Origin of the sequence: Azospirillum halopraeferens DSM 3675 (assembly GCF_000429625.1) — a bacterium.
Taxonomy (GTDB): Bacteria; Pseudomonadota; Alphaproteobacteria; order Azospirillales; family Azospirillaceae; genus Azospirillum; species Azospirillum halopraeferens.
On sequence record NZ_KE386927.1, the window covers coordinates 504418 to 523686 of the forward strand.

Here is a 19269-nt window from a genome sequence, read left to right on the forward strand (position 1 = left end):
CTCGCGGAAGTCGTGGCGTTGTTTCGGGTCCGGCGCATGCGCGCCGACCACCGCCCCAACCGCCGGACACCGCCGGGGTTCCCTCGACCGATGCGATTGACCGGTGCGATCGGCCTTCAGTCCTCCGCCTTGGCCGCCTTGCGGCTGGCTGACACCTTGGCCCGCACCGCGCCGCCGGCCGCGCCGGCCGCACGGGATCCGGCGACCGTCGGCGGTTCGCCCGACGGGTCGGCCAGCGCGTGCAGCAGCCGCTCGCGGATCTGCGCCAGCTTGGCCTCGTGACCGACCTTCAGCCCGAACACGTCCTTGACGTAGAAGACGTCGATCGCCTTCTCGCCGTAGGTGGCGATCTTGGCCGAGGAGATCTGCAGCGACAGGTTCGACAAGGCGCGCGTCAGGTCGTACAGCAGCCCCGGCCGGTCGCGCCCGTTCACCTCGATCACCGTGTGGGTGGTGGAGGCGTTGTTGTCGATCAGCACGCGCGGCGGCACGTGGAAGACGCGGGTGCGGCTGGGCTGGGAGGTGCGGCGGGCGCTCAGCTCCTGCAACGGGCGGAGCTGGCCGCCCAGCACCTTCTCGATGACGACGGCCAGCCGGGCCAGCTTGTCGCCGCCCTCGAAGGCGCCGCCGGCCACCGCGTCCTGCACCGAGAAGACGTCCAGCGCCATGCCGTTGGTCATGGTGAAGATCTTGGCGTCCACGATGTCGGCGCCGCAGGCGGCGAACGCCCCGGCCAGGCGGGAGAACAGGCCGTGATGGTCGGTGGTGTAGATCGTCACCTCGCTCACCGCGCGGCCGCGGTCGACCCGCGTCTCCACCGACAGGGCGCGCTTCTCCCGCTCGGCCGTGCGCAGCAGGCGGGCGTGGTAGGCCAGTGTCTCGCGGTCGAAGGCCAGCCAGTAGGCGGGGTAGCCGAGGCCGAGATGCTGTTCGAACTCGTCGGCCGTGAAGTCGCTCAGCTCCTCGCGCAGGGCGGCCTGGGCCGCGGCGATGCGCCGCCCGCGCCCCTCGGCGGTCAGCCCGCCGGACATCAGCTCTTCGGACCGGTTGTACAGCTCACGCAGCAGCGTGGCCTTCCAATTGTTCCAGCGCCCGGGGCCGACGGCGCGCACGTCGCACACCGTCAGCACCAGCAGAAGGCGCAGCCGCTCGGGCGACTGGACCAGCGCCACGAAGTCGCGCACGGTCTTGTCGTCCTCCAGGTCGCGCTTGAAGGCGGTGTAGGACATGGCGAGGTGCCAGCGCACCAGCCAGGCCACCGTCTCCGTCTCCTCCGCCGACAGGCCCAGGCGCGGGCACAGCTTCTCCGCCACCCGCGCGCCCAGCACCGAATGGTCGCCGCCGCGCCCCTTGGCGATGTCGTGCAGCAGCAGCGCCACATAGAGCGCCCGGCGCGACACCACCTTGTGGATCGCCTCCGAACTCAGGGGCAGCTCGTCGGTCAGCTTCCCCGCCTCGATGCGGTGCAGGATGCCGATGGCGAACAGCGTGTGCTCGTCGACGGTGTAGACGTGGTACATGTCGTACTGCATCTGCGCCACGACGCGCCCGAAGTCGGGGATGAAGCGGCCCAGCACGCCGGCCTCGTTCATCCGCCGCAGGGCCAGCTCCGGATCCTTGCGCCCCGTCAGCATCTCCAGGAACAGGCGGTTGGCCTCGGGGTCGTTGCGCACCTTCGGCCCGATGGCCGACAGGGAACGGGTGATCGCCCGCAGCGCGCTGGGGTGGATGTCGATGTCGTGACGCTGGGCCACGTGGAACAGGCGGATCATGTCGACCGGCTGTTCTTTGAACTGCTTCTCGTGGCGCACGTTGAGGCGTTCGCCGTCGACGACGAAGCCCTCCACGTCGCGCCGGCGCGCCACCGCGGCCAGACGCAGCAGGTTGAACCGGGGAGGGCGCCGGGATTCCGCCTCCAGCGCGGCGCAGAAGATGCGGGTCAGGTCGCCCACGTCCTTGGCCACCAGGAAGTAGTGCTTCATGAAGCGCTCCACCCCCTTGGTGCCGGCGTGCTCGGTGTAGCCCATGCGCAGGCCGATCTGCGCCTGGACGTCGAAGGTCAGGCGGTCCTCCATGCGGCCGGTCAGGTAGTGCAGGTGGCAGCGCGCCGTCCACAGGAAGTTCTGCGCCTTGGCGAAGCGCTGCGCCTCCTCGCGCATCAGCACGCCCTTCTCGACCAGCTCCTCGACGCCGTCGACGCGGTAGAGGTACTTGGCGATCCAGAACAGGGTCTGCAGGTCGCGCAGGCCCCCCTTGCCGTCCTTCAGGTTGGGCTCCAGCACGTAGCGGCTGTCGCCCAGCTTCTGGTGGCGGGAATCGCGCTCGGCCAGCTTGGCCTCCAGGAACTGCGGGCCGGTGCCGGCCACCACCTCCTTGTCGAAGCGCTTCTTCAGTTCGTGGAACAGGGTGTGTCGGCCCCACAGGAAGCGGGCTTCCAGGACCGCGGTGCGGATGGTGACGTCGGCCTTGGACTGGCGGATGCACTCGTCCACGCTGCGCACCGCGTGGCCCACCTTGATGCCCAGGTCCCACAGGATGTAGAGCATGTATTCGACCACCTGCTCCACCCGGGCCGTGCGCTTGTAGGGCAGCAGGAACAGCAGGTCGATGTCGGAAAAGGGGGCCAGCTCGCCGCGGCCGTAGCCGCCGGTGGCGGCGATGTCGAACTGCTCGCCCGTGGTGGGGTTGGCGCTGGGGAACATGTGGGTGACGGCGAAATCGGCCAGCGTGCGCACCAGCCGGTCGGCCAGGTAGCAGTTCTGGCGCACGCAGTCCTCTCCCGTCCCGCCCGCCTCGAAGCGGGCGCGCACCTCGGCGCGGCCGGCGTTCAGCGCCTCGCGCAGGCAGGCGATGACGTGGGGGCGCAGCTTCTCCCCGGCGCCGTGCCGTTCCACCAGCTCGTCGAGCTGGCCGATCAGCTTGCGCCGCGAGATGATGGCGCGGCGGTTCGGAATCTCCGGCGCCGGGGCATCGCCGGGGGCGGGAACGCGGGGGGAGAGCATCGCCGGGACCTTCTCGCTGCGATACGGGCGGATCGGGAAGGGTCCCGAGTATAGTGCGCGGAACCGTCCCGACTATAGACGGTAATGCCCGGTGGCGCACGGCCGACGCGCGGCCGGGACCGGCGGCCGCTGCATATCTCCCTTTTACGGCATAGGGAAATGCATTAGGGTGAGCCACAGCCGTTCCGTGTCGGTTCTGCGCCGGTTAATTCAATTGAAACGCTCTGCGACATCACCGCTGCGCAGCCTGAAGGGTGTACTCGCCGCCAGCGTCTTGCTGCCTTTCTTGATATTCATAGGCCTGTCGGCCTATGAGCGGGAGCGAGTGCTTGCACAGGCGGAGGATTCGATCCGCCGGACCACCGATATTCTGCACGAACATGCCCTGAGGCTGCTGGAGATCCAGGATCTCGTCCTGCACGAGGTGGATCGTCGGATCGCCGGTCTGCCGTGGGAGGAGATCGCCCGCTCCCCCGAGGTTCACGCGGAGCTGCGCGGGTTCCGCGTGAACCTGGACAGCGTGGACCAGATCTGGCTGACCACGCCCGACGGGTGGACCGTCGCCAGCTCCCAGTCCTTTCCCCTGGAACCGCTGGATGTGTCCGACCGGGAGCATGTGGCGGCCCTGCGCGAGGAATCGGCGGAGATCGCCCTGTCCCGCGCCTTCAGCACCAAACGCGCCGGGGATCTGGTGTTCGTCGTCGCCCGGCGGCGCAGCAGCCCGGATGGCACCCACAACGGGCTGATCGCCGTGTCGATCCGCGCCGAACGACTGCTGGAGCTGTATCGCCGCGCCGTGCCGCACCTCAACCATTCCGTCGGGCTGCTGCGCACCGACGGGGTGTTCCTGATCCGGGACGCCGCGGTGCCACCGCCGCACGGGGCGCCGCAGCTCGCCAGCCCCAGCTTCCACAGGGCCGTCGCGACGGCTCCCCGGGGAGGGATCTTCACCGGCGTCTCCGCCATCGACGGCGTGCAGCGCCTGGTCGCCTACCGCAAGGTGGAGGGGTATCCGGTCTATGTGCTGCTGGCGTTGGGTGTCGACGCCGTGCTGGCCCCCTGGCGCCAGCACGTCCTGACCTACGGGCTGCTGTGCGGGACCGCGGCGGCGGCCCTGTTCGTGATGACCCTGGTGGCCCTGCGCCGCGCCGGGCGCGAGCGCGCCGCGCTGCTCCGGTTGGAGGAGGAGGCGGTGCGGCGCGAACAGGCGGAGGCGGCGCTGCTGGAAAGCAGGAAGCTCGAAGCGATCGGCAAGCTGACCGGCGGCATCGCCCACGACTTCAACAACATGCTGACCGCCATCGTCGGCAGCCTGGACACGATCCGGCGGCGCAGCGAAGGCCGCCTTCCGGAGCTGGAGAAGCCCATCGCGGTGGCGCTCCAGGGGGCCGACCGGGCGGCGTCGCTGACCGGGCGCCTGCTGGCCTTCGCCCGCCGGCAGCCGCTCAACCCCCGGCCGCAGGACCCCGGCGCGCTGGTGCGCGGCATGGAAGGGCTGATGCGGCGCTCCGCCGGTGAACGGGTGCGGCTGACCATCGCCTGTCCCGAAGACCTGTGGCCGGCCCTGTGCGACCCGCTGGCGACGGAATCGGCGCTGCTCAACCTGGTCATCAACGCGCGCGACGCCATGCCCGACGGCGGCACGCTGACGGTGCGCCTCGCCAACGTCAGCCTCGACGGCGCCGATGCCGACGCCGGGGACCTGACGCCGGGCGACTACGTGATGCTCGCCGTTGCCGACACCGGCACCGGCATGCCGGCGGAAGTGCGGGCGCGCGCCTTTGACCCGTTCTTCACGACCAAGCCCGTGGGCATCGGCACCGGGCTGGGCCTCAGCCAGGTCTACGGCATCGTCCGCCAGAGCGGCGGCGGCGCCCGCATCCGCTCGGCACCGGGGGAGGGGACGACGGTGGAACTCTATCTGCCGCGCCATCACGGCCCCGTTCCGATCTCCGAACCCGACCCCGCGCCGGCCCGTCCCGTCCCTGCGGCCATCCCCCTCGCCCGGCCGCCCGGCGGTTCCCCGGCGCGCATCCTGCTGGTGGAGGATGAGGCCATCGTCCGTGACGTCTCGGCCGAGGCGTTGCGCGGCGCCGGGTTCGAGGTGGTGGAGGCGGCGGACGCGGCCGCCGCGCTGGCGGTGGTGGAGGCGGACGGCGCCATCGACCTTCTGGTCAGCGACATCGGCCTTCCCGACGGCAGCGGCCGCCATCTGGCCGAACGGGCGCGGCGGCGCCGGCCGGGGCTGCCGGTCGTCTACGTCACCGGCTACGCCGGCATCGTGCCGGGGGGCGAAACCGTGACGGGCGAGCATGTGCTGCCCAAGCCCTTCACCCCCGACGCCCTGGTGCGGCGGGTCAATGACGTTCTCGCGACAGGTGTCGCCTGACGCTGGCATCGGCCGGAAGGCCGCTGTAGGATGCGCCGCCGCAACGCCGGGCCGAACAGGCGACGGGCCGAACAAGCGACGGAAGGCGTGGCATGCGCATTCTCGTGGTCGACGATTCCCGGATCAGCCGCCGGGTCCTGTGCGACCAGTTGGCCAAGCTGGGGCATGAGGTCGTCGGCATCGCCGAAGGCAGCGAAGCCCTCGCCCGCTGCCGGGAGGAGCGGTTCGACGTCGTCCTCGTGGATTTCAAGGCCGGCGCCATGGAAGGGCAGGAGGTGTGCTGGCACCTGCGCTGCGGCCAGGCGGGCACCCACCACGTTTATCTGATGCTGATGGTGCCGGGCAGCATCACCGGCCAGTTCGCCGAGATCATCGAGAACGGCGCCGACGAGCTGCTGCGCAAGCCGCTGGACGAGTCCTGGCTGCAGGCGCGCCTGCTGGCGGCGTCGCGCGTGGTGCGCATGCAGCGCGAGCTGGAGCGGCTGGCCACCACCGACGGCCTGACCGGCGCCCTGAACCGCCGCCATTTCCTGGAACGCGGGACGGAGGAGTTGCAGCGGGCGCGCCGCCACGGCCGCGACCTGTCGCTGATCATGCTGGACATCGACCACTTCAAGGCGATCAACGACACCCACGGCCACGCCGTGGGGGACGAGGCGATCCGCACCTGCGTCAGGACCTGCCGGGCGATGGTCCGCCAGAGCGACCTGCTGGGCCGCCTGGGCGGCGAGGAATTCGCCGCCCTGCTTCCCGAAACCAACCGGGCCGGGGCGGTGCTGGTGGCCAATCGCGTGCGCGGCGCCATGGCGATCACCGGCGTGGTGCTGCCCGCCGGCGGGCCGCTGCACTTCACGGTCAGCATCGGCGTCGGCGTCCTGCACCCGGACGACCGCAGCGTCGAAACCCTGCTGGCCCGCGCCGACGCGGCGCTCTACCGCGCCAAGCGCGGCGGCCGCAACCGCGTGGAGGTGGAGGAGCCGACGGCCACCACCACCGGCCCCGGCTGAGAGGGAGCCGTCAGGTCAGGCCGGGCAGGGTGCCCCACAGGCGATGCTGGCGCCGCTCCAGGCGGCGGGCGTTGGCGCTGGCCTTGCGGTGCAGCGGGCCGAGGGCGGCACCGCCCAGTGCGGCCGCCGATTCCGCAAAGCGCATGCCCGCCGCCATGCCCGCGGTGACGCTGTCCTGAACGCAGCGGCGCTGGATATCGATCAGGTCCATCGGCGTGCGGCAGGTGCCGATCCCGCCGAAGGCCAGGGCGGCCGCCTGCACCGGGCCGGTCAGCAGCGACATCCAGGCTTCCTGCATGTCGGCGAAGCCGGCCACCAGGGCGGTGGCGGATTCCGCCGCCGCCTCGACCTTCTCCGCGCCCATGCGCACGAACTCCGGATCTGTCAGCGCCCGCGGGTCCTGGAAGGCGCCGGCCATCATGGCGGTGCGATAGCCGATGGTCCGCGCCGCGGCCACCCCCAGCTCGCCCTGGATCGTCGCCGTGCGCATCAGCCCGTCCATCATCGCCGCCACCGGGAATGATCCGAACCCGATACCCGAACCCGCCATGCCTGTTCTCCTGCTGCACCATGCCCGACGCCAACGCCGCGCGGCACCCCGGCGTTCCGGCGCACGAGCCATGCACGCCGTCCGGAAGGCGGCGGCATAGACCAAAAGGGCAGGGGATGCAACAGCAACTCCGACCCCGTTACATCCCCGGGGAACTGGATGCAGGGGATCGGAGGGCGTTGAGATCGTCTATGGAAGCATCCTTCCCTGCGACCACCTTTTGATCATACCGACGGCACCGGACGTGCGGTCCACGGGAACAAGATCTCCACGGATGGCGCAGATTTGAAGGGATTGCGCGGATGCCATGCCCGGTTTCCCCCTGACGTGTCCGTTTGCCGGGCGGGGGATCAATCCGTGTCATCCGTGTCCAAATCCGCGCAATCCGTGTTCAACTTGCCGGCCGTTCACCCCGTTGGCCTGCATCACATCCCCTTCAGCGCCCGGTCCAGGTCGTCGATGATGTCCAGGGGATCCTCCAGCCCCACCGACAGGCGGATCAGGCCGGGGCGGATGCCCGCCCGGACCTTGTCCTCGTCGGTCAGACGGGCGTGGGTGCTGGTGGCGGGGTGGGTGATCAGCGACTTGGCGTCGCCCAGGTTGTTGGAGATCAGCACCATCCGCAATGCGTTCATCAACCGGAACGCCTCGGCCTTGCCGCCCGCGACCTCGAAGCTGACCATGGTGCCGCCGCCGGCCATCTGGCGCTCCGCCAGGGCGCGCTGGGGGTGGCTGTCCAGCATCGGGTAGACGGTCCGGGCGATCCCGGGGTGGCCATCCAGGAAGCGGGCGACGGCGGTCGCCGCCTCGGTCTGGGCGCGCACCCGCAGCTCCAGCGTCTCCAGCCCCTTCAGCAGCACCCAGGCGTTGAACGGGCTGATCGTGGGGCCGGTGTTGCGCACGAAGGGGTGGATCACCTCCGCCCCGTAGCGGGCGTCGGCGGCGAGGATCATGCCGCCCAGACAGCGGCCCTGGCCGTCGATGTGCTTGGTGGCGGAATAGACCACCACGTCGGCGCCGGACTCGAAGGGGCGTTGCAGCACCGGCGTGGCGAAGGCGTTGTCCACCACCACCAGGGCGCCGGCGGCGTGGGCCAGATCGCACACCGCCTTCAGGTCCACCAGCTCCAGCGTCGGGTTGGACGGCGTCTCCAGGAACACCATGGCCGTCGGTTCGGCCAGGGCGGCGCGCCATTGTTCGAGGTCCGGCCCGTCCACCAGCACGGGCGTGACGCCGTAGCGCGGGGCGATGGTCTTGATGATGTGCAGGCAGGACCCGAACATTCCCCACGGTGCCACGATGCGGTCGCCGGCCTTGAGGTGGCACATCAGCGCCGCGAACACCGCCGCCATGCCGGTGGTGGTGGCGTAGGCCCAGGCCGCCCCTTCGTAGGAGGCCAGCCGGTCCTCGAACATGGCCGCGGTGGGGTTGCGGAAGCGCGAATAGACATGGCGCAGCCCGTCCGTCCGGAACGCCTCCTCCGCCTCCTCCGCCGCCCCGTAGACGAAGCCGGAGGTGAGGTACAGCGCCTCCGCCGTCTCGTCGAAGGAGGAGCGGCGGATGCCGCCGTGCACGAGCTGCGAGCGCGGCCGCAGGTCGGAAACGTCGGGGATGCGGTGGGCGGGGGTGTCGGACGTGCTCATGGCCGCGGAATCTCCTGGCGCCGAAAGACCGGGGGTCGAGGCGCGGGACGGCCAGGACCTCTTTAGCGGTTTCTTTAGCGTGGTCCGCAAGCCGGTCGGTCAAATCACCACGTGGCGCGTGTTTTACGGCCCCGCCGCGGGGTTCGTCAAGGGGGCGCCCCTTCCCCGCGCGAGGGGAAGGGGAAGCCGGCCCGTCACCCCGTGGCGGCCAGCAGCCTGGCCTCCACCGGCACGTTGCGCACGCGCAGGCGCTTGATGCGGCGGGGGTCGGCGTCGACGATCTCGAACTCCAGGCCGGAGGGGTGCTTCAGCAGCTCGCCCCGCGCCGGCACCCGGCCGGCCAGCGACACCACCAGGCCGCCCAGCGTGTCGATGTCCTCGCGCTCCTCCTCCGTCAGCACGGGGCCCACCCGTTCCTCGAAATCCTCGATGGAAAGGCGGGCGTCGGCCATCAGCGAACCGTCGGGGCGCTCCACCAGGCGCGGCTGCGTCGCCTCGTCGTGCTCGTCCTCGATTTCGCCGACGATCTCCTCCACCAGGTCCTCGATGGTGACCAGCCCGTCGATGCCGCCGAACTCGTCCACCACCAGCGCCATGTGCTGGCGCGCCTGGCGCATCTGCACCAGCAGGTCGACCACGGGCATGGAGGGGGCGACGATCAGCACGTCGCGCACCAGGTCGCGCAGCGCGCAGCCGCGGTCGCCGGCGATGCAGGTGACCACATCCTTGATGTGGATCATGCCCACCACCTCGTCCAGCGTCTCGCGGTAGACGGGCATGCGGGAATGCTGTTCCTCCGACATGCGCCGGATCAGGGTGGGGATGTCGGTGTCGACGTCGACGGCGATGATGTCGGCCCGGGGAACCATGACGTCGACCACCGTGCGGTCGCGCAGTTTCAGGATGTTGGCCAGCAGAGCGCGCTCGCTCGCGGCCATGGACCCTTCGGTCTCATCCTCCTCCTCGATCAGCTCCTCGATGGTGTCGCGGAGCGTCGTATCGCCACGGCCCCGGATCACGGAGCGCAGCCATCCCCGGAAAAGATGGCCCAGCGTGCTTTGGTCTTCCGCCCCGTCGTCACGGGGCATTCGACTGTCGGAGGTCTCGCTCATCGTCCTGGTGTGTGCGGTTGCGGGGAATTCGGCGGATCGGTCGAACCGTCCGGGGAATCGCTTGCGTAGGGGTCGGCGATGCCGAGGCCGGCCAGCACCGTCACCTCCAGGCGTTCCATCGCCTCGGCCTGCGCGTCCTCCTCGTGGTCGTAGCCCAGCAGGTGCAGCGTGCCGTGCACCACGAGGTGGACCAGGTGATCGGCGGCGGACTTGCCCTGCGCGGCGGCCTCGCGCTCGACCGTCTCGCGGGCCAGCACCACGTCCCCCAGCAGCGTCGGCGCCGCCGGATCGGGGTCGGGCCCTTCGGCCTCGGTCAGGGCGAAGGACAGCACGTTGGTCGGCTTGTCCTTGCCCCGGTACTCCCGGTTCAGGCGGTGGACCAGCGCGTCGTCGGCCAGCACCACCGACAGCTCGGCCGGGCCGTCGTCGTATTGCGCCCCGGCCAGTGCGGCCAGTGCGGCCCGCTCGGCCAGCCATTCGGCGTCCCCGGCCCAGCCCTCGGCCTCGCGGGTGACGATCACCTCCACGGCGAGCGGTGCGGGCACGGTCACGGCGTGCCCCCGCGGTCGGCGGGCTTCGCACCGCCGCGTCCCGTCTCATGGGCGTCGTAGGCCCGGATGATGCGGCTGACCAGCGGATGGCGCACCACATCGGCGTCGGTGAAGCGCACGAAGCGCACCCCCTCCACCGGCTGCATGCCGGGGTTGCCGCCCAGGATGTCGATGGCGTCCTTCAGGCCGGAGCGCACGCCCGACGGCAGGTCGATCTGCGTCACGTCGCCGGTCACCGCCATGCGGCCGCCCTCGCCCAGGCGGGTGAGGAACATCTTCATCTGCATGGGCGTGGTGTTCTGCGCCTCGTCCAGGATGACGAAGGCGTCGGCCAGGGTGCGGCCGCGCATGAAGGCCAGCGGCGCCACCTCGATCTCGCCCGACGCCAGGCGCTTCTGCACCTGTTCGGCCGGCAGCATGTCGTGCAGCGCGTCGTAGAGCGGGCGCAGGTAAGGATCCACCTTGTCGCGCAGGTCGCCGGGCAGGAAGCCCAGCCGCTCCCCCGCCTCGACCGCCGGGCGCGACAGCACGATGCGGTCGACCTGCCCGGTGGTCAGCATGGCCACCGCCTGCGCCACCGCCAGATAGGTCTTGCCGGTACCCGCCGGCCCCAGGCCGAACACCAGCTCGCTCTCCGCCAGCGCCTGAAGATAGGTGGCCTGGACCGGCGAGCGCGGGGTGATCGCCCCCTTGCGCCGGGTGCGCACGGTGAAGTCGGGGCGGCTGATGGACGCCAGGCCCTGGTCGCGGGCCAGCGGGTCCGGGGCGGCGGTGGCCATGCGGATGGCCGCATCCACCTCGCCGGCGCCGACCGGCAGGTTGCCTTGCAGGCGGGCGTAGAGCGCCTCCAGCGCGCAACGGGCGGCATCCGCCGCCCCGGCCGGACCGGCGACGGTCAGGGCGTTGCCGCGCGAGATCAGCGACACGCCGAGCTGCGTCTCGATGCGCGCCAGATTCCGGTCGTGCTCGCCATAGAGCAACGGGACGAGCCGGTTGTCGTCGAAGCGGAGGTCGATGCGCTGGTCCGGCAGATCGGTCAAGCCGGCATCTCCATGGTCACTGCGGCGCTGCCGCCGGTGCCGGAGGCGTAGACCCCCGTGGCGACCCGTCCGGCCAGGCTGTTGGGATGGGCGGCGTCCACCGCCACGTCGACGATGGCGCCGAGCAGCCGGTCCCCGGCGTCGGCATGGACCGCCTGCATGTAGGGGCTGCGCCCCAGGAGCTGGCCCGGCCGCTTGCCCGGCCGGTCGAACAGCACCGGCACCGTGCGGCCGACGAAGCCCCGGTTGAACGCCTGCTGCTGGGCGTCGAGAAGCTGCTGGAGGGCGGCCAGCCGCTCCCCCTTCACCCCTTCGGGGACCTGCACCGCGTCGGTGGCGGCCGGGGTGCCGGGGCGCGGGCTGTACTTGAACGAATAGGCCTGGGCGTAGCCGACCTCGTGCACGAGGCGCAGCGTCGCGGCGAAGTCGGCGTCGGTCTCGCCGGGGAAGCCGACGATGAAGTCGCCGGACAGGGCGAGGTCGGGGCGCGCCGCGCGCAGCCGGTCGACCAGCCGGCGGTAGTCGTCGCCGGTGTGCTTGCGGTTCATCGCCGCCAGCACCCGGTCGGAGCCCGCCTGCACCGGCAGGTGCAGATAGGGCATGAGCTGCGGCACCTCCCCGTGGGCGCGGATCAGGTCGTCGTCCATGTCGCGGGGGTGCGAGGTGGTGTAGCGGATGCGCTCCAGCCCCTCGATCTCCGCCAGGGCGCGGATCAGCCGGCCCAGCGTCCAGGCCCCGCCGTCCGGCCCGGCGCCGTGCCAGGCGTTGACGTTCTGGCCCAGCAGGTTGATCTCCCGCGTGCCGGCGGCCACCAGCCGGCGCGCCTCCGCCAGCACCTGCGCGGCCGGGCGCGAGAACTCCGCCCCGCGGGTGTAGGGGACGACGCAGAAGGTGCAGAACTTGTCGCAGCCCTCCTGCACCGCCAGGAAGGCGGTGACCCCCGGGGCCGCCGCCTCGTCGGGCAGGAAGTCGAACTTGGATTCCGCCGGGAAATCGGTGTTCAGCACCGCGCCGGCGGCGCGGTGGGCGCGCGCCACCATCTCCGGCAGGGTGTGGTAGGTCTGCGGGCCGAAGACGATGTCCACATAGGGGGCGCGGGCGACGATCTCCTCGCCCTCCGCCTGGGCGACGCAGCCGGCGACGGCCAGGATCATGCGCCCGCCCTCCACCGTCTCCTTGCGGTCCTTCAGGGCGCGCAGCCGGCCCAGTTCCGAGAACACCTTCTCGGACGCCTTCTCGCGGATGTGGCAGGTGTTGAGGATCACCATATCGGCGCCGTCCGGTTCGCCGACCGGACGGAAACCCAGGGGAGCCAGGACATCCGCCATCCGGGCGGAGTCGTAGACGTTCATCTGGCAGCCCCAGGTCTTGATGAAGAGCTTTTTACTCAACCCCTTTACCTTCCGCGCCAATAGAAGCGGGCACGCCGGCCCCTTCCCGGGGCCCGGCGCGCCCTGCCGGTGAACCGGCCGATGACTGTGCCGGGGGATATGGTATCGCAAGGCCCCGGTGAACAGTCAATCGCATCGCACGCCTCATCGCCTTTCGCGCAGGATGCGGGCGGGGCGTTGAGCCCTGCTCCCTTTCGTCAGGTCGCCGTCGCCTCGACCGCGTCGGCGGCGTGCGGTTCGGCGGCGCGCGTCGGCGCCGGGTGGCGGCCGGAGACGGCGCGGGCGACGCCGGCGGCCACCGCCCGCTCGCAATGCTCGGCCAGTGCCTTGCGTCCGGGAAAGGCATCCACGGTGACGGGCGGATGGAACTCCACCTCCACGGTGATGCGGCCCAGCATGAACGCCTGCCAGAGATGGGGGGCCAGGTCCATGTCGCCGTACCAGGCGTAGACGGGGCGGAAAGCCAGCCCCATAGGGATGCCGTCCAGGCGGGTGGCGGTCACGCTGACCGGCTGGATCGTCAGCGGGCGGCCGTCGATGCGGGTCGACGCCACGGCGAACAGGGCGGTCTTGAACGGCAGGGTGCGGTTGCCATCCGACGAGGTGCCCTCGGGGAACAGGATCAGGTTGTCGCCCGCCTCCAGGCGCGAGCGCATGTCGTCGCGCTGGCGTCCGGCGGTGGCGCGGTTGCGGCGTTCCACGAACACCGTCCGCTGCAGCTTGGCAAGCAGGCCGAAGAAGGGCCAGCCCGCCACCTCCGTCTTGGCGACGAAGGAGCCGGGGATCAGGCCGCCCAGGATGGTGATGTCCAGGTACGAGGAGTGGTTGGAGACGAACAGCACCGGCCGGTCCGTCGCCCGCGTGCCGCGCACCACCACGTCGAAGCCGATGATGCGCCAGCAGGACGCGTGGTAGAACACCGGCAGACTGTGGCGCAGCGGCAGGCGCAACGCCACCGCCACCGCCTGCACGGGGATCAGCAGCAGCGTCCAGGCCACGTACACGGCCAGCCGCACGAAGCCGACGATCGGCGAACCCATGCTGCGCATTCCTTCGCCGCCCGTATCAGGCACCGCTGCCGTCGCGGCTGCGCCGTTCGTAGTGCTTGAAATACTTGTCCGTCACCTGGTCGGTCTTCACCACGACGCAGACGTCGGTGGTGTTGAACTGCGGGTCGATGACGGCGCCGTCGCCGACGAAGCCGCCCAGGCGCAGATAGCCCTTGATCAGCGGCGGCAGGTCGTTGAGCGCCCGCTTGGCGTCGATGGCGTCGGGCTCCATCAGGCGCATGTCGACGCGCAGCCCGGGAAGGGCGACGGGGCGCAGAGCCGGCGGGGCCAGATGGTGGTGGTAGAGATAGGACAGCGGCTGCGCCAGCGCCTGCACGTCGTTGCCGGGCAGGCTGGCGCAGCCGAACATCAGTTCGATCCGGTGGTGGAAGACATAGGCGGCGATGCCCCGCCACAGCAACTGCATGGAGCCGCGCGTGCGGTAGGCGGCGTCGACGCAGGACCGTCCCAGTTCCAGCACCTCGCCCGGCAGCGACACCAGGGGGGTGATGTCGTACTCGCTGCTGGAGTAGAAACGCCCCGCCCGCTCGGCCATCGGCCGGCGGATCAGCCGGTAGGTGCCGACCACCGCCTCCGGCCCGGAGCCGCGGGCGTGATCGATCACCAGCAGGTGGTCGCAGTGCGCGTCGAACGCATCGAAATCGCGCCGCTGCGCCGCCATCTCCGGCGACGGGTTGGCGGTCATCTCCTCGTAGAACACGCGGTAACGCAGGGCCTGGGCGCTGTCCACCTCGGCCGACGACTGCGCCAGGCGCACCTCCAGGGTGCCCATGCGAACATCGCCCGCGCTGTCCTGGTCCATGATGGTGTCCGACATGCTCCGGATCATTCTGGTCGCGACTGGGGCGGACCGACCCGCCCGCGACAGGGCCGGGGGATCCAGGACGACAGGGATACCACGAAGCGCCGGATGCCCGTCAACCGCCGGTTCGCGGTTCATCGGAACGTCACAATCCGGCCGGACGTTTGGCACGGGCCGCGTCCCCGCGGGTGCGTCATCGGCACGCCCCGGGGGACGGTGGGACCCGCGGCCGCGATGTCAGGCCGCGCCGCGGCGCGCCCGTGTGCCCAGCCCGATCTGCTTGGCCAGCGAGCTGCGCTGGCGCGCGTAGTTGGGCGCCACCATCGGGTAGTCGGCCGGCAGGCTCCAGCGCTCCCGGTACTCTTCGGGCGTCATGTTGTACGCCGTCTTGAGGTGGCGCTTCAGCATCTTCAGCTTTTTGCCGTCCTCCAGGCAGACGATGTAATCGGGCGTCACCGACTTCTTGATCGGCACCGCCGGCTGGGGCCGTTCCTCAGCCGGAGCGGGCTCGGCACCGACGCTGGCGAGCGACCTGTACACCTGTTCGATCAGGGTCGGAAGATCGCCCGGAGCCACTGTATTGTTGGAGACGTGCGCCGCAACGATCTCCGTCGTCAGAGACAACAGCTCGGTGGAAGGGGACCCACTGCTCATGTATGATTGCTCCACGGCTTGGCGTTCGAACACCATATAAAGTGCTTCGCGGCCGGTTGCAATATCCAATCTTTTCGCCGAAGAGGACCTTGTGTACGAAGAAAGGACCGCGGACTTTTTTCTGGACATCACCGGGCAGGTGTGCCCGTTGACCTTCGTCAAAACGAAGTTGATGGTCGAGCGCATGGCGGCCGGCCAGATCCTGGAAGTGCGCCTGCGGGCGGGCGAGCCCTTGGAGAACGTGCCCCGCTCCTTGGCCGAACTCGGCCATGCTGTGCTGGCGGTGGAGGCGGAGGACGCCGGCGACCCCGGCGGCATCCACCGCCTGTGGGTGCGCAAGGCTTAAGGGACGGGCGGAGGCGGGTGGCGCAGCACCAGCGCGGTGACCCGGCCGTTCGGGCGCTTGTAGTATCCGGGCCGGCGCCCGACCGCGACGAAGCCCGCGGCCTTGTAAAGCGCGCGCGCCGGCATGTTGTCTTCCGCCACTTCCAGGAAAACCGCGGTCGCGCCGAGCCGTTGCATTTCGAGCAATGCTTCGCCGATCAGCCGGCGTCCGACCCCGGCGCGCCGGGTGCCGGGGGGAACCCCGATGGCCAGGATCTCGCCATCCTCTCCGGCAACGCGGGCCAGCACGAAGCCGGCCGGCCGCGGATCGCCACCGGTGTCCGCCACGGCCAGCCGGCCGAAGGTGCCGGGCTGGCCCAGCAGGGTGGCGATGAACCCCGCCGACCAGGGTTCCTCGGGAAAACAGACGTGCTGGAGCGCCGCGACGACCGCGGCGTCGAACGGTCCGGCCGGACGCAGGGCGACGGGATCGCTCATGATCCCGCCGCGGACCGTGCCTTGGGCAGGGTAACGTCGGGTGCCCGCAGGTAGAGCGGCCGCGGCGGCAGACCCTCCGCACCCTCCGCCACCAGTTCCGCCGCCCGCATGGCGACAAAGGTCGCGTCGGGGAGGCCCGGTCCGGTGGCGAAACGGGTGTCGGGGCGGTCGGCCGGGAGCCCTGCCAGGGCCGGCGCGCCATCGCCGGCCACCGTCAGCGGCTGCCCGGAGGCCGGCCCGGCGGCCAGCCAGGCGGGCACCGCCGCCGGGTCGGGTGCCACCGGCTCCCCCACCGGACACAGGTCGGCGTCGAACAGTTGAAGAAACGGCTCGGTGCGGCGGGAGTCGACGGCCACCAGCAGGAAGCGGCCGGCACGCTCGGCCGCGGGGACGCCGCGGGCCACCGCCTCGAAGGTGGTGATGCCGACGACGGGCACGCCGGCGGCCAGCGCGAAGCCACGCGCCGCGGCCAGCGCGATGCGCAGCCCGGTGAAGGCGCCGGGCCCGACGGTCACGGCGATGCGGTCCAGCCCGTCGAAGCCGGCGCCGGCGTCGTCCAGCACGGCCTGCACCATGGGCACCAGGGCCTCGGCCTGGCCGCGCGCCTTCGGGTCGGCGCGCCGCGCCGTGACGCGGCCGTCATCCCACAGGGCCGCCGAGCAGCCGGACGTCGCCGTGTCGAGACCCAGTATCCTCATCGTCCCCGCCTTCCGTTCGCACCGCCCCCATGGTAGGGACGGTCCGTCTGTCCATCACGCCGCCGCATCCCGGACCATGCTGACCGAAATCGCACCTCCGGCCTTCGACGTGGACATCGACCTTGTCTACGCCGGCACCGCCAACCTGACCGGGCGGCCGGTCTACCGCCGCCCCGTCTGCCTGCTGCACCCCGATGCCGCCGCCTGCCTGGCCCGCGCCGCCGCTCTGGCGCGCGGGCTGGGCCTGCGGCTGCGGGTGTACGATGCCTTCCGCCCGGTCGAGGCGCAATGGACGCTGTGGCATGCCTTCCCCGACCCGATGTACGTCGCGGATCCCCGCGTCGGCTCGGTCCACACCCGCGCCGTCGCCGTCGACCTGACGCTGGCCGACGCCGCCGGCCGGCCGCTGGACATGGGCACCGCCTTCGACGCGATGACCGAGCGGTCCCACCACGGCCGCACCGACCTGGACCCCGCGGCCCGGCGCAACCGGGCCCTGCTGCTGGGCGTCATGACCGCCGCGGGCTGGCAGCACTATCCTTACGAGTGGTGGCACTATCAGCTTCCCGACGCCGGGCGCTACCCGCTGTTGACCGACGGGGCGGCCGGGTCGCGGATGATGGGCCCCGGATGAGGGGGTGACGGCAAGCGTCACCTCCGGGACACACCTGACTGTTGCCGATTCGCACCGGAGCGGAACGGAAGCGTCGGCGTTACGGTTCGTCGCTTGTTCGCCACCCGCGGGTCGTGCGACATCCGGGCGAGAAGGCCGGTGCTGCGCGCCGGCCACCGGAGTCGTCTGTCCAGATGCCGTTCCGTAGCACCGCTCTCCTGCTGCTCGCATCCGCCTGGGCCGTGCTCGCCGCGCCCGTTGCGCCGCGCGCGGCGGATCCGGACGCTGCGGTCGTGTTCGCCTACAACCGCTTCGGCGAGGACCCGACGCCGGCCAGCAGCATCCGCCTCGACCAGTTCGAGGCGCACCTGGACGAGTTGACCTCGGACGACTATACGGTGCTGCCGCTGCCGGCCATCGTCGAGGCGCTGCGCGCCGGCCGGCCGCTGCCGGACCGTGCCGTGGCCATCACCATCGACGACGCCAGCCGCTCGTTCCTGACCGAGGCATGGCCGCGGCTGCGCCAGGCCGGCCTGCCCTTCACCCTGTTCGTCGCCACCGACCCCGTCGACCGCCGCGCCGCCACCCACATGACCTGGGATGAGCTGCGCCGGCTGGCCGGGCAGCCGGGCGTCACCATCGGCGCCCTGGGGGCCACGGCGATGCCGCTGGTCGACCGCCCCGCCGACCAGGTGCGCGCCGAGTTGCGCCGCATGGCCGGGCGCCTGCGCGCCGAACTGGGCGTGCGGCCGACCCTGTTCGCCTATCCGCAGGGGGAATATTCCACGGCGGTCCGGGCGCTGGTGGCGGAGGAGCTGGAGGTGGCCGCCGCCTTCGGCCTGCAATCCGGCGTGGTGTACGGCGGTGCCGACCGGCAGGCCCTTCCCCGCTTCGTGATGACCGAGGCGTTCGGCAGCGTCGAGCGGTTCCGCCTGGCTGCCAACGCCCTGCCCCTGCCGGTGATGGACATGACGCCGGAGGATCCGGTGCTGACCGTCAACCCGCCGCTGCCGGGGTTCACCGTGGCCGCCGACGTGGGCGACCTGTCGCAACTCGCCTGCTTCGCGTCGGGCCAGGGGCGGGCGACGCTGGAGCGCGTCGCCGACGACCGCATCGAGGTGCGTGTGGCCGAACCGTTCGCACCCGGCCGTGCCCGCCTGAACTGCACTCTGCCCACCGCCGACGGACGCTGGCGCTGGTTCGGCATGCAGTTCGTGGTGCCCGAGCCGCCGGACCCCGATCCGGAGGCCGATCCGGAGACCGGGCAGCCGGCCAACCCCTGACCGTCGCGGCCGTCAGCGGACGGCCGGTCCTTGCATTCCGCGCCGTCAGCGGACGGCGCGGACCTCCTGCACTTCGGGGATGTAGTGGCGCAGCATGTTCTCGATCCCGACCTTCAGCGTCGCGGTCGAGCTGGGGCAGCCGGCGCAGCTTCCCTTCATGTTCAGGTAGACGATGCCGCGCTCGAAGCCGTGGAAGGTGATGTCGCCGCCGTCCTGGGCCACCGCCGGGCGCACCCGGGTGTCCAGCAGCTCCTTGATCTGGGCGACGATCTCGTCATCCTCCTCGTCGGCGCCGGCGTCATCCGCCTCGCCCGTCAGGACGGGACGGCCGGCGGTGAAGTGCTCCATGATGACGCCGAGGATCGACGGCTTCAGCAGGTACCAGTCGCGCCCCTCGCCCTTGGTGATGGTGATGAAGTCGGCGCCCAGGAAGACGCCCTCCACCCCCTCGATCCCGAACAGCCGTTCGGCCAGAGGCGAGCGGCCCGTTGCGGCCGCGGCCGCGGGGAAATCGGCGGTGCCGTGTCCGAGCACCTCACGCCCCGGCAGGAACTTGAGGGTGGCCGGATTGGGGGTCTGCTCGGTCTGAATGAACATGGCCTTGGGTCCTTATCGCAAGGCGCCGAAGATCACTGGCGGCGC

General features: G+C 71.1%; 18 protein-coding genes and 1 riboswitch. Of the genes, 5 read left to right on the forward strand and 13 right to left on the reverse strand.

The genetic code is table 11. The features are described 5' to 3' along the window. Positions 1 to 116: 116 nt before the first annotated feature. Positions 117 to 3002 carry a [protein-PII] uridylyltransferase gene (locus G472_RS0126965; protein WP_051341377.1) on the reverse strand — a complete coding sequence of 962 codons (2886 nt, stop codon included), beginning with the start codon at positions 3000 to 3002 and terminating at the stop codon, positions 117 to 119. A gap of 325 nt (positions 3003 to 3327) precedes the next feature. Between G472_RS0126965 and G472_RS35905 the strand changes: the two genes are divergently transcribed. Beyond that, positions 3328 to 5391 (forward strand): hybrid sensor histidine kinase/response regulator, encoded by a 2064-nt coding sequence (locus G472_RS35905; RefSeq protein ID WP_051341379.1) that lies wholly within the window; start codon positions 3328 to 3330, stop codon positions 5389 to 5391. Between the two features lie 92 nt (positions 5392 to 5483). Then, positions 5484 to 6398, forward strand: coding sequence for a GGDEF domain-containing response regulator (locus tag G472_RS0126975; protein WP_029010874.1), 915 nt, complete (start codon positions 5484 to 5486; stop codon positions 6396 to 6398). A gap of 10 nt (positions 6399 to 6408) precedes the next feature. On the opposite strand, the gene G472_RS35910 is transcribed toward G472_RS0126975, so the two are convergent. The 9 genes from G472_RS35910 to G472_RS0127020 all read right to left on the reverse strand — a co-directional run bounded on the left by G472_RS35910 (position 6409) and on the right by G472_RS0127020 (position 15211). Further along, a complete protein-coding gene (locus tag G472_RS35910; RefSeq protein ID WP_051341381.1) occupies positions 6409 to 6948 on the reverse strand; it encodes a phasin family protein in 540 nt (179 codons plus the stop codon). A gap of 425 nt (positions 6949 to 7373) precedes the next feature. Next, a complete protein-coding gene (metZ, locus tag G472_RS0126985) occupies positions 7374 to 8591 on the reverse strand; it encodes an O-succinylhomoserine sulfhydrylase (protein WP_029010875.1) in 1218 nt (405 codons plus the stop codon). 41 nt (positions 8592 to 8632) lie between these two features. Further along, a riboswitch (SAM riboswitch) is annotated at positions 8633 to 8712 on the reverse strand. 73 nt (positions 8713 to 8785) lie between these two features. After that, positions 8786 to 9679: a hemolysin family protein gene (locus tag G472_RS0126990; protein ID WP_245593591.1), complete on the reverse strand. Its 894-nt coding sequence runs from the start codon at positions 9677 to 9679 to the stop codon at positions 8786 to 8788. 20 nt (positions 9680 to 9699) lie between these two features. Continuing rightward, positions 9700 to 10254 (reverse strand): rRNA maturation RNase YbeY, encoded by a 555-nt coding sequence (gene ybeY / locus G472_RS35915; RefSeq protein ID WP_425388012.1) that lies wholly within the window; start codon positions 10252 to 10254, stop codon positions 9700 to 9702. Further along, positions 10251 to 11294 (reverse strand): PhoH family protein, encoded by a 1044-nt coding sequence (locus G472_RS35920; protein WP_051341383.1) that lies wholly within the window; start codon positions 11292 to 11294, stop codon positions 10251 to 10253. The genes ybeY and G472_RS35920 overlap by 4 nt, the downstream gene beginning before the upstream one ends. Further along, positions 11291 to 12685, reverse strand: a complete 1395-nt coding sequence (miaB, locus tag G472_RS0127005; RefSeq protein WP_029010877.1) for a tRNA (N6-isopentenyl adenosine(37)-C2)-methylthiotransferase MiaB — start codon at positions 12683 to 12685, stop codon at positions 11291 to 11293. The genes G472_RS35920 and miaB overlap by 4 nt, the downstream gene beginning before the upstream one ends. A gap of 197 nt (positions 12686 to 12882) precedes the next feature. Beyond that, positions 12883 to 13725, reverse strand: coding sequence for a lysophospholipid acyltransferase family protein (locus tag G472_RS0127010; protein ID WP_029010878.1), 843 nt, complete (start codon positions 13723 to 13725; stop codon positions 12883 to 12885). A 25-nt stretch (positions 13726 to 13750) separates the two neighbouring features. After that, positions 13751 to 14572, reverse strand: coding sequence for a GNAT family N-acetyltransferase (locus G472_RS35925; RefSeq protein ID WP_035693781.1), 822 nt, complete (start codon positions 14570 to 14572; stop codon positions 13751 to 13753). Between the two features lie 222 nt (positions 14573 to 14794). Beyond that, positions 14795 to 15211 (reverse strand): Ros/MucR family transcriptional regulator, encoded by a 417-nt coding sequence (locus G472_RS0127020; protein ID WP_029010879.1) that lies wholly within the window; start codon positions 15209 to 15211, stop codon positions 14795 to 14797. Positions 15212 to 15350: 139 nt separating this feature from the next. Here G472_RS0127020 and G472_RS0127025 point away from each other — a divergent pair, with 139 nt between their 5' ends. Beyond that, positions 15351 to 15557: a sulfurtransferase TusA family protein gene (locus G472_RS0127025; RefSeq protein WP_425388016.1), complete on the forward strand. Its 207-nt coding sequence runs from the start codon at positions 15351 to 15353 to the stop codon at positions 15555 to 15557. Here G472_RS0127025 and G472_RS0127030 read toward each other — a convergent pair. Continuing rightward, positions 15554 to 16033 carry a GNAT family N-acetyltransferase gene (locus tag G472_RS0127030; RefSeq protein ID WP_035693782.1) on the reverse strand — a complete coding sequence of 160 codons (480 nt, stop codon included), beginning with the start codon at positions 16031 to 16033 and terminating at the stop codon, positions 15554 to 15556. The two genes, G472_RS0127025 and G472_RS0127030, sit on opposite strands and share 4 nt — an antisense overlap. Continuing rightward, complete coding sequence (gene tsaB, locus G472_RS0127035; RefSeq protein WP_029010882.1) at positions 16030 to 16731, reverse strand: tRNA (adenosine(37)-N6)-threonylcarbamoyltransferase complex dimerization subunit type 1 TsaB; 702 nt, start codon at positions 16729 to 16731, stop codon at positions 16030 to 16032. Before tsaB ends, G472_RS0127030 begins: the two co-directional genes overlap by 4 nt. 76 nt (positions 16732 to 16807) lie before the next feature. Between tsaB and ddpX the strand changes: the two genes are divergently transcribed. Further along, positions 16808 to 17365: a D-alanyl-D-alanine dipeptidase gene (gene ddpX / locus G472_RS0127040; protein WP_029010883.1), complete on the forward strand. Its 558-nt coding sequence runs from the start codon at positions 16808 to 16810 to the stop codon at positions 17363 to 17365. A 173-nt stretch (positions 17366 to 17538) separates the two neighbouring features. Next, complete coding sequence (locus G472_RS35930; protein ID WP_051341385.1) at positions 17539 to 18627, forward strand: polysaccharide deacetylase family protein; 1089 nt, start codon at positions 17539 to 17541, stop codon at positions 18625 to 18627. Positions 18628 to 18672: 45 nt separating this feature from the next. Here the strand turns inward: G472_RS35930 and G472_RS0127050 are convergent, their stop codons facing one another. Continuing rightward, positions 18673 to 19224, reverse strand: coding sequence for a NifU family protein (locus G472_RS0127050; RefSeq protein ID WP_029010884.1), 552 nt, complete (start codon positions 19222 to 19224; stop codon positions 18673 to 18675). Positions 19225 to 19269 lie beyond the last annotated feature (45 nt).

What these genes read in the sequence shown, in the direction of transcription:
- G472_RS0126965 (WP_051341377.1), bottom strand. Translation starts at nt 3,002, where the DNA reads ATGCTCTCCCCCCGCGTTCCCGCCCCCGGCGATGCCCCGGCGCCGGAG.
- G472_RS0126975 (WP_029010874.1), top strand. Translation starts at nt 5,484, where the DNA reads ATGCGCATTCTCGTGGTCGACGATTCCCGGATCAGCCGCCGGGTCCTG.
- G472_RS35910 (WP_051341381.1), bottom strand. Translation starts at nt 6,948, where the DNA reads ATGGCGGGTTCGGGTATCGGGTTCGGATCATTCCCGGTGGCGGCGATG.
- metZ (WP_029010875.1), bottom strand. Translation starts at nt 8,591, where the DNA reads ATGAGCACGTCCGACACCCCCGCCCACCGCATCCCCGACGTTTCCGAC.
- G472_RS0126990 (WP_245593591.1), bottom strand. Translation starts at nt 9,679, where the DNA reads ATGCCCCGTGACGACGGGGCGGAAGACCAAAGCACGCTGGGCCATCTT.
- G472_RS0127010 (WP_029010878.1), bottom strand. Translation starts at nt 13,725, where the DNA reads ATGGGTTCGCCGATCGTCGGCTTCGTGCGGCTGGCCGTGTACGTGGCC.
- G472_RS35925 (WP_035693781.1), bottom strand. Translation starts at nt 14,572, where the DNA reads ATGTCGGACACCATCATGGACCAGGACAGCGCGGGCGATGTTCGCATG.
- G472_RS0127020 (WP_029010879.1), bottom strand. Translation starts at nt 15,211, where the DNA reads ATGAGCAGTGGGTCCCCTTCCACCGAGCTGTTGTCTCTGACGACGGAG.
- G472_RS0127030 (WP_035693782.1), bottom strand. Translation starts at nt 16,033, where the DNA reads ATGAGCGATCCCGTCGCCCTGCGTCCGGCCGGACCGTTCGACGCCGCG.
- tsaB (WP_029010882.1), bottom strand. Translation starts at nt 16,731, where the DNA reads ATGAGGATACTGGGTCTCGACACGGCGACGTCCGGCTGCTCGGCGGCC.
- ddpX (WP_029010883.1), top strand. Translation starts at nt 16,808, where the DNA reads ATGCTGACCGAAATCGCACCTCCGGCCTTCGACGTGGACATCGACCTT.
- G472_RS35930 (WP_051341385.1), top strand. Translation starts at nt 17,539, where the DNA reads ATGCCGTTCCGTAGCACCGCTCTCCTGCTGCTCGCATCCGCCTGGGCC.
- G472_RS0127050 (WP_029010884.1), bottom strand. Translation starts at nt 19,224, where the DNA reads ATGTTCATTCAGACCGAGCAGACCCCCAATCCGGCCACCCTCAAGTTC.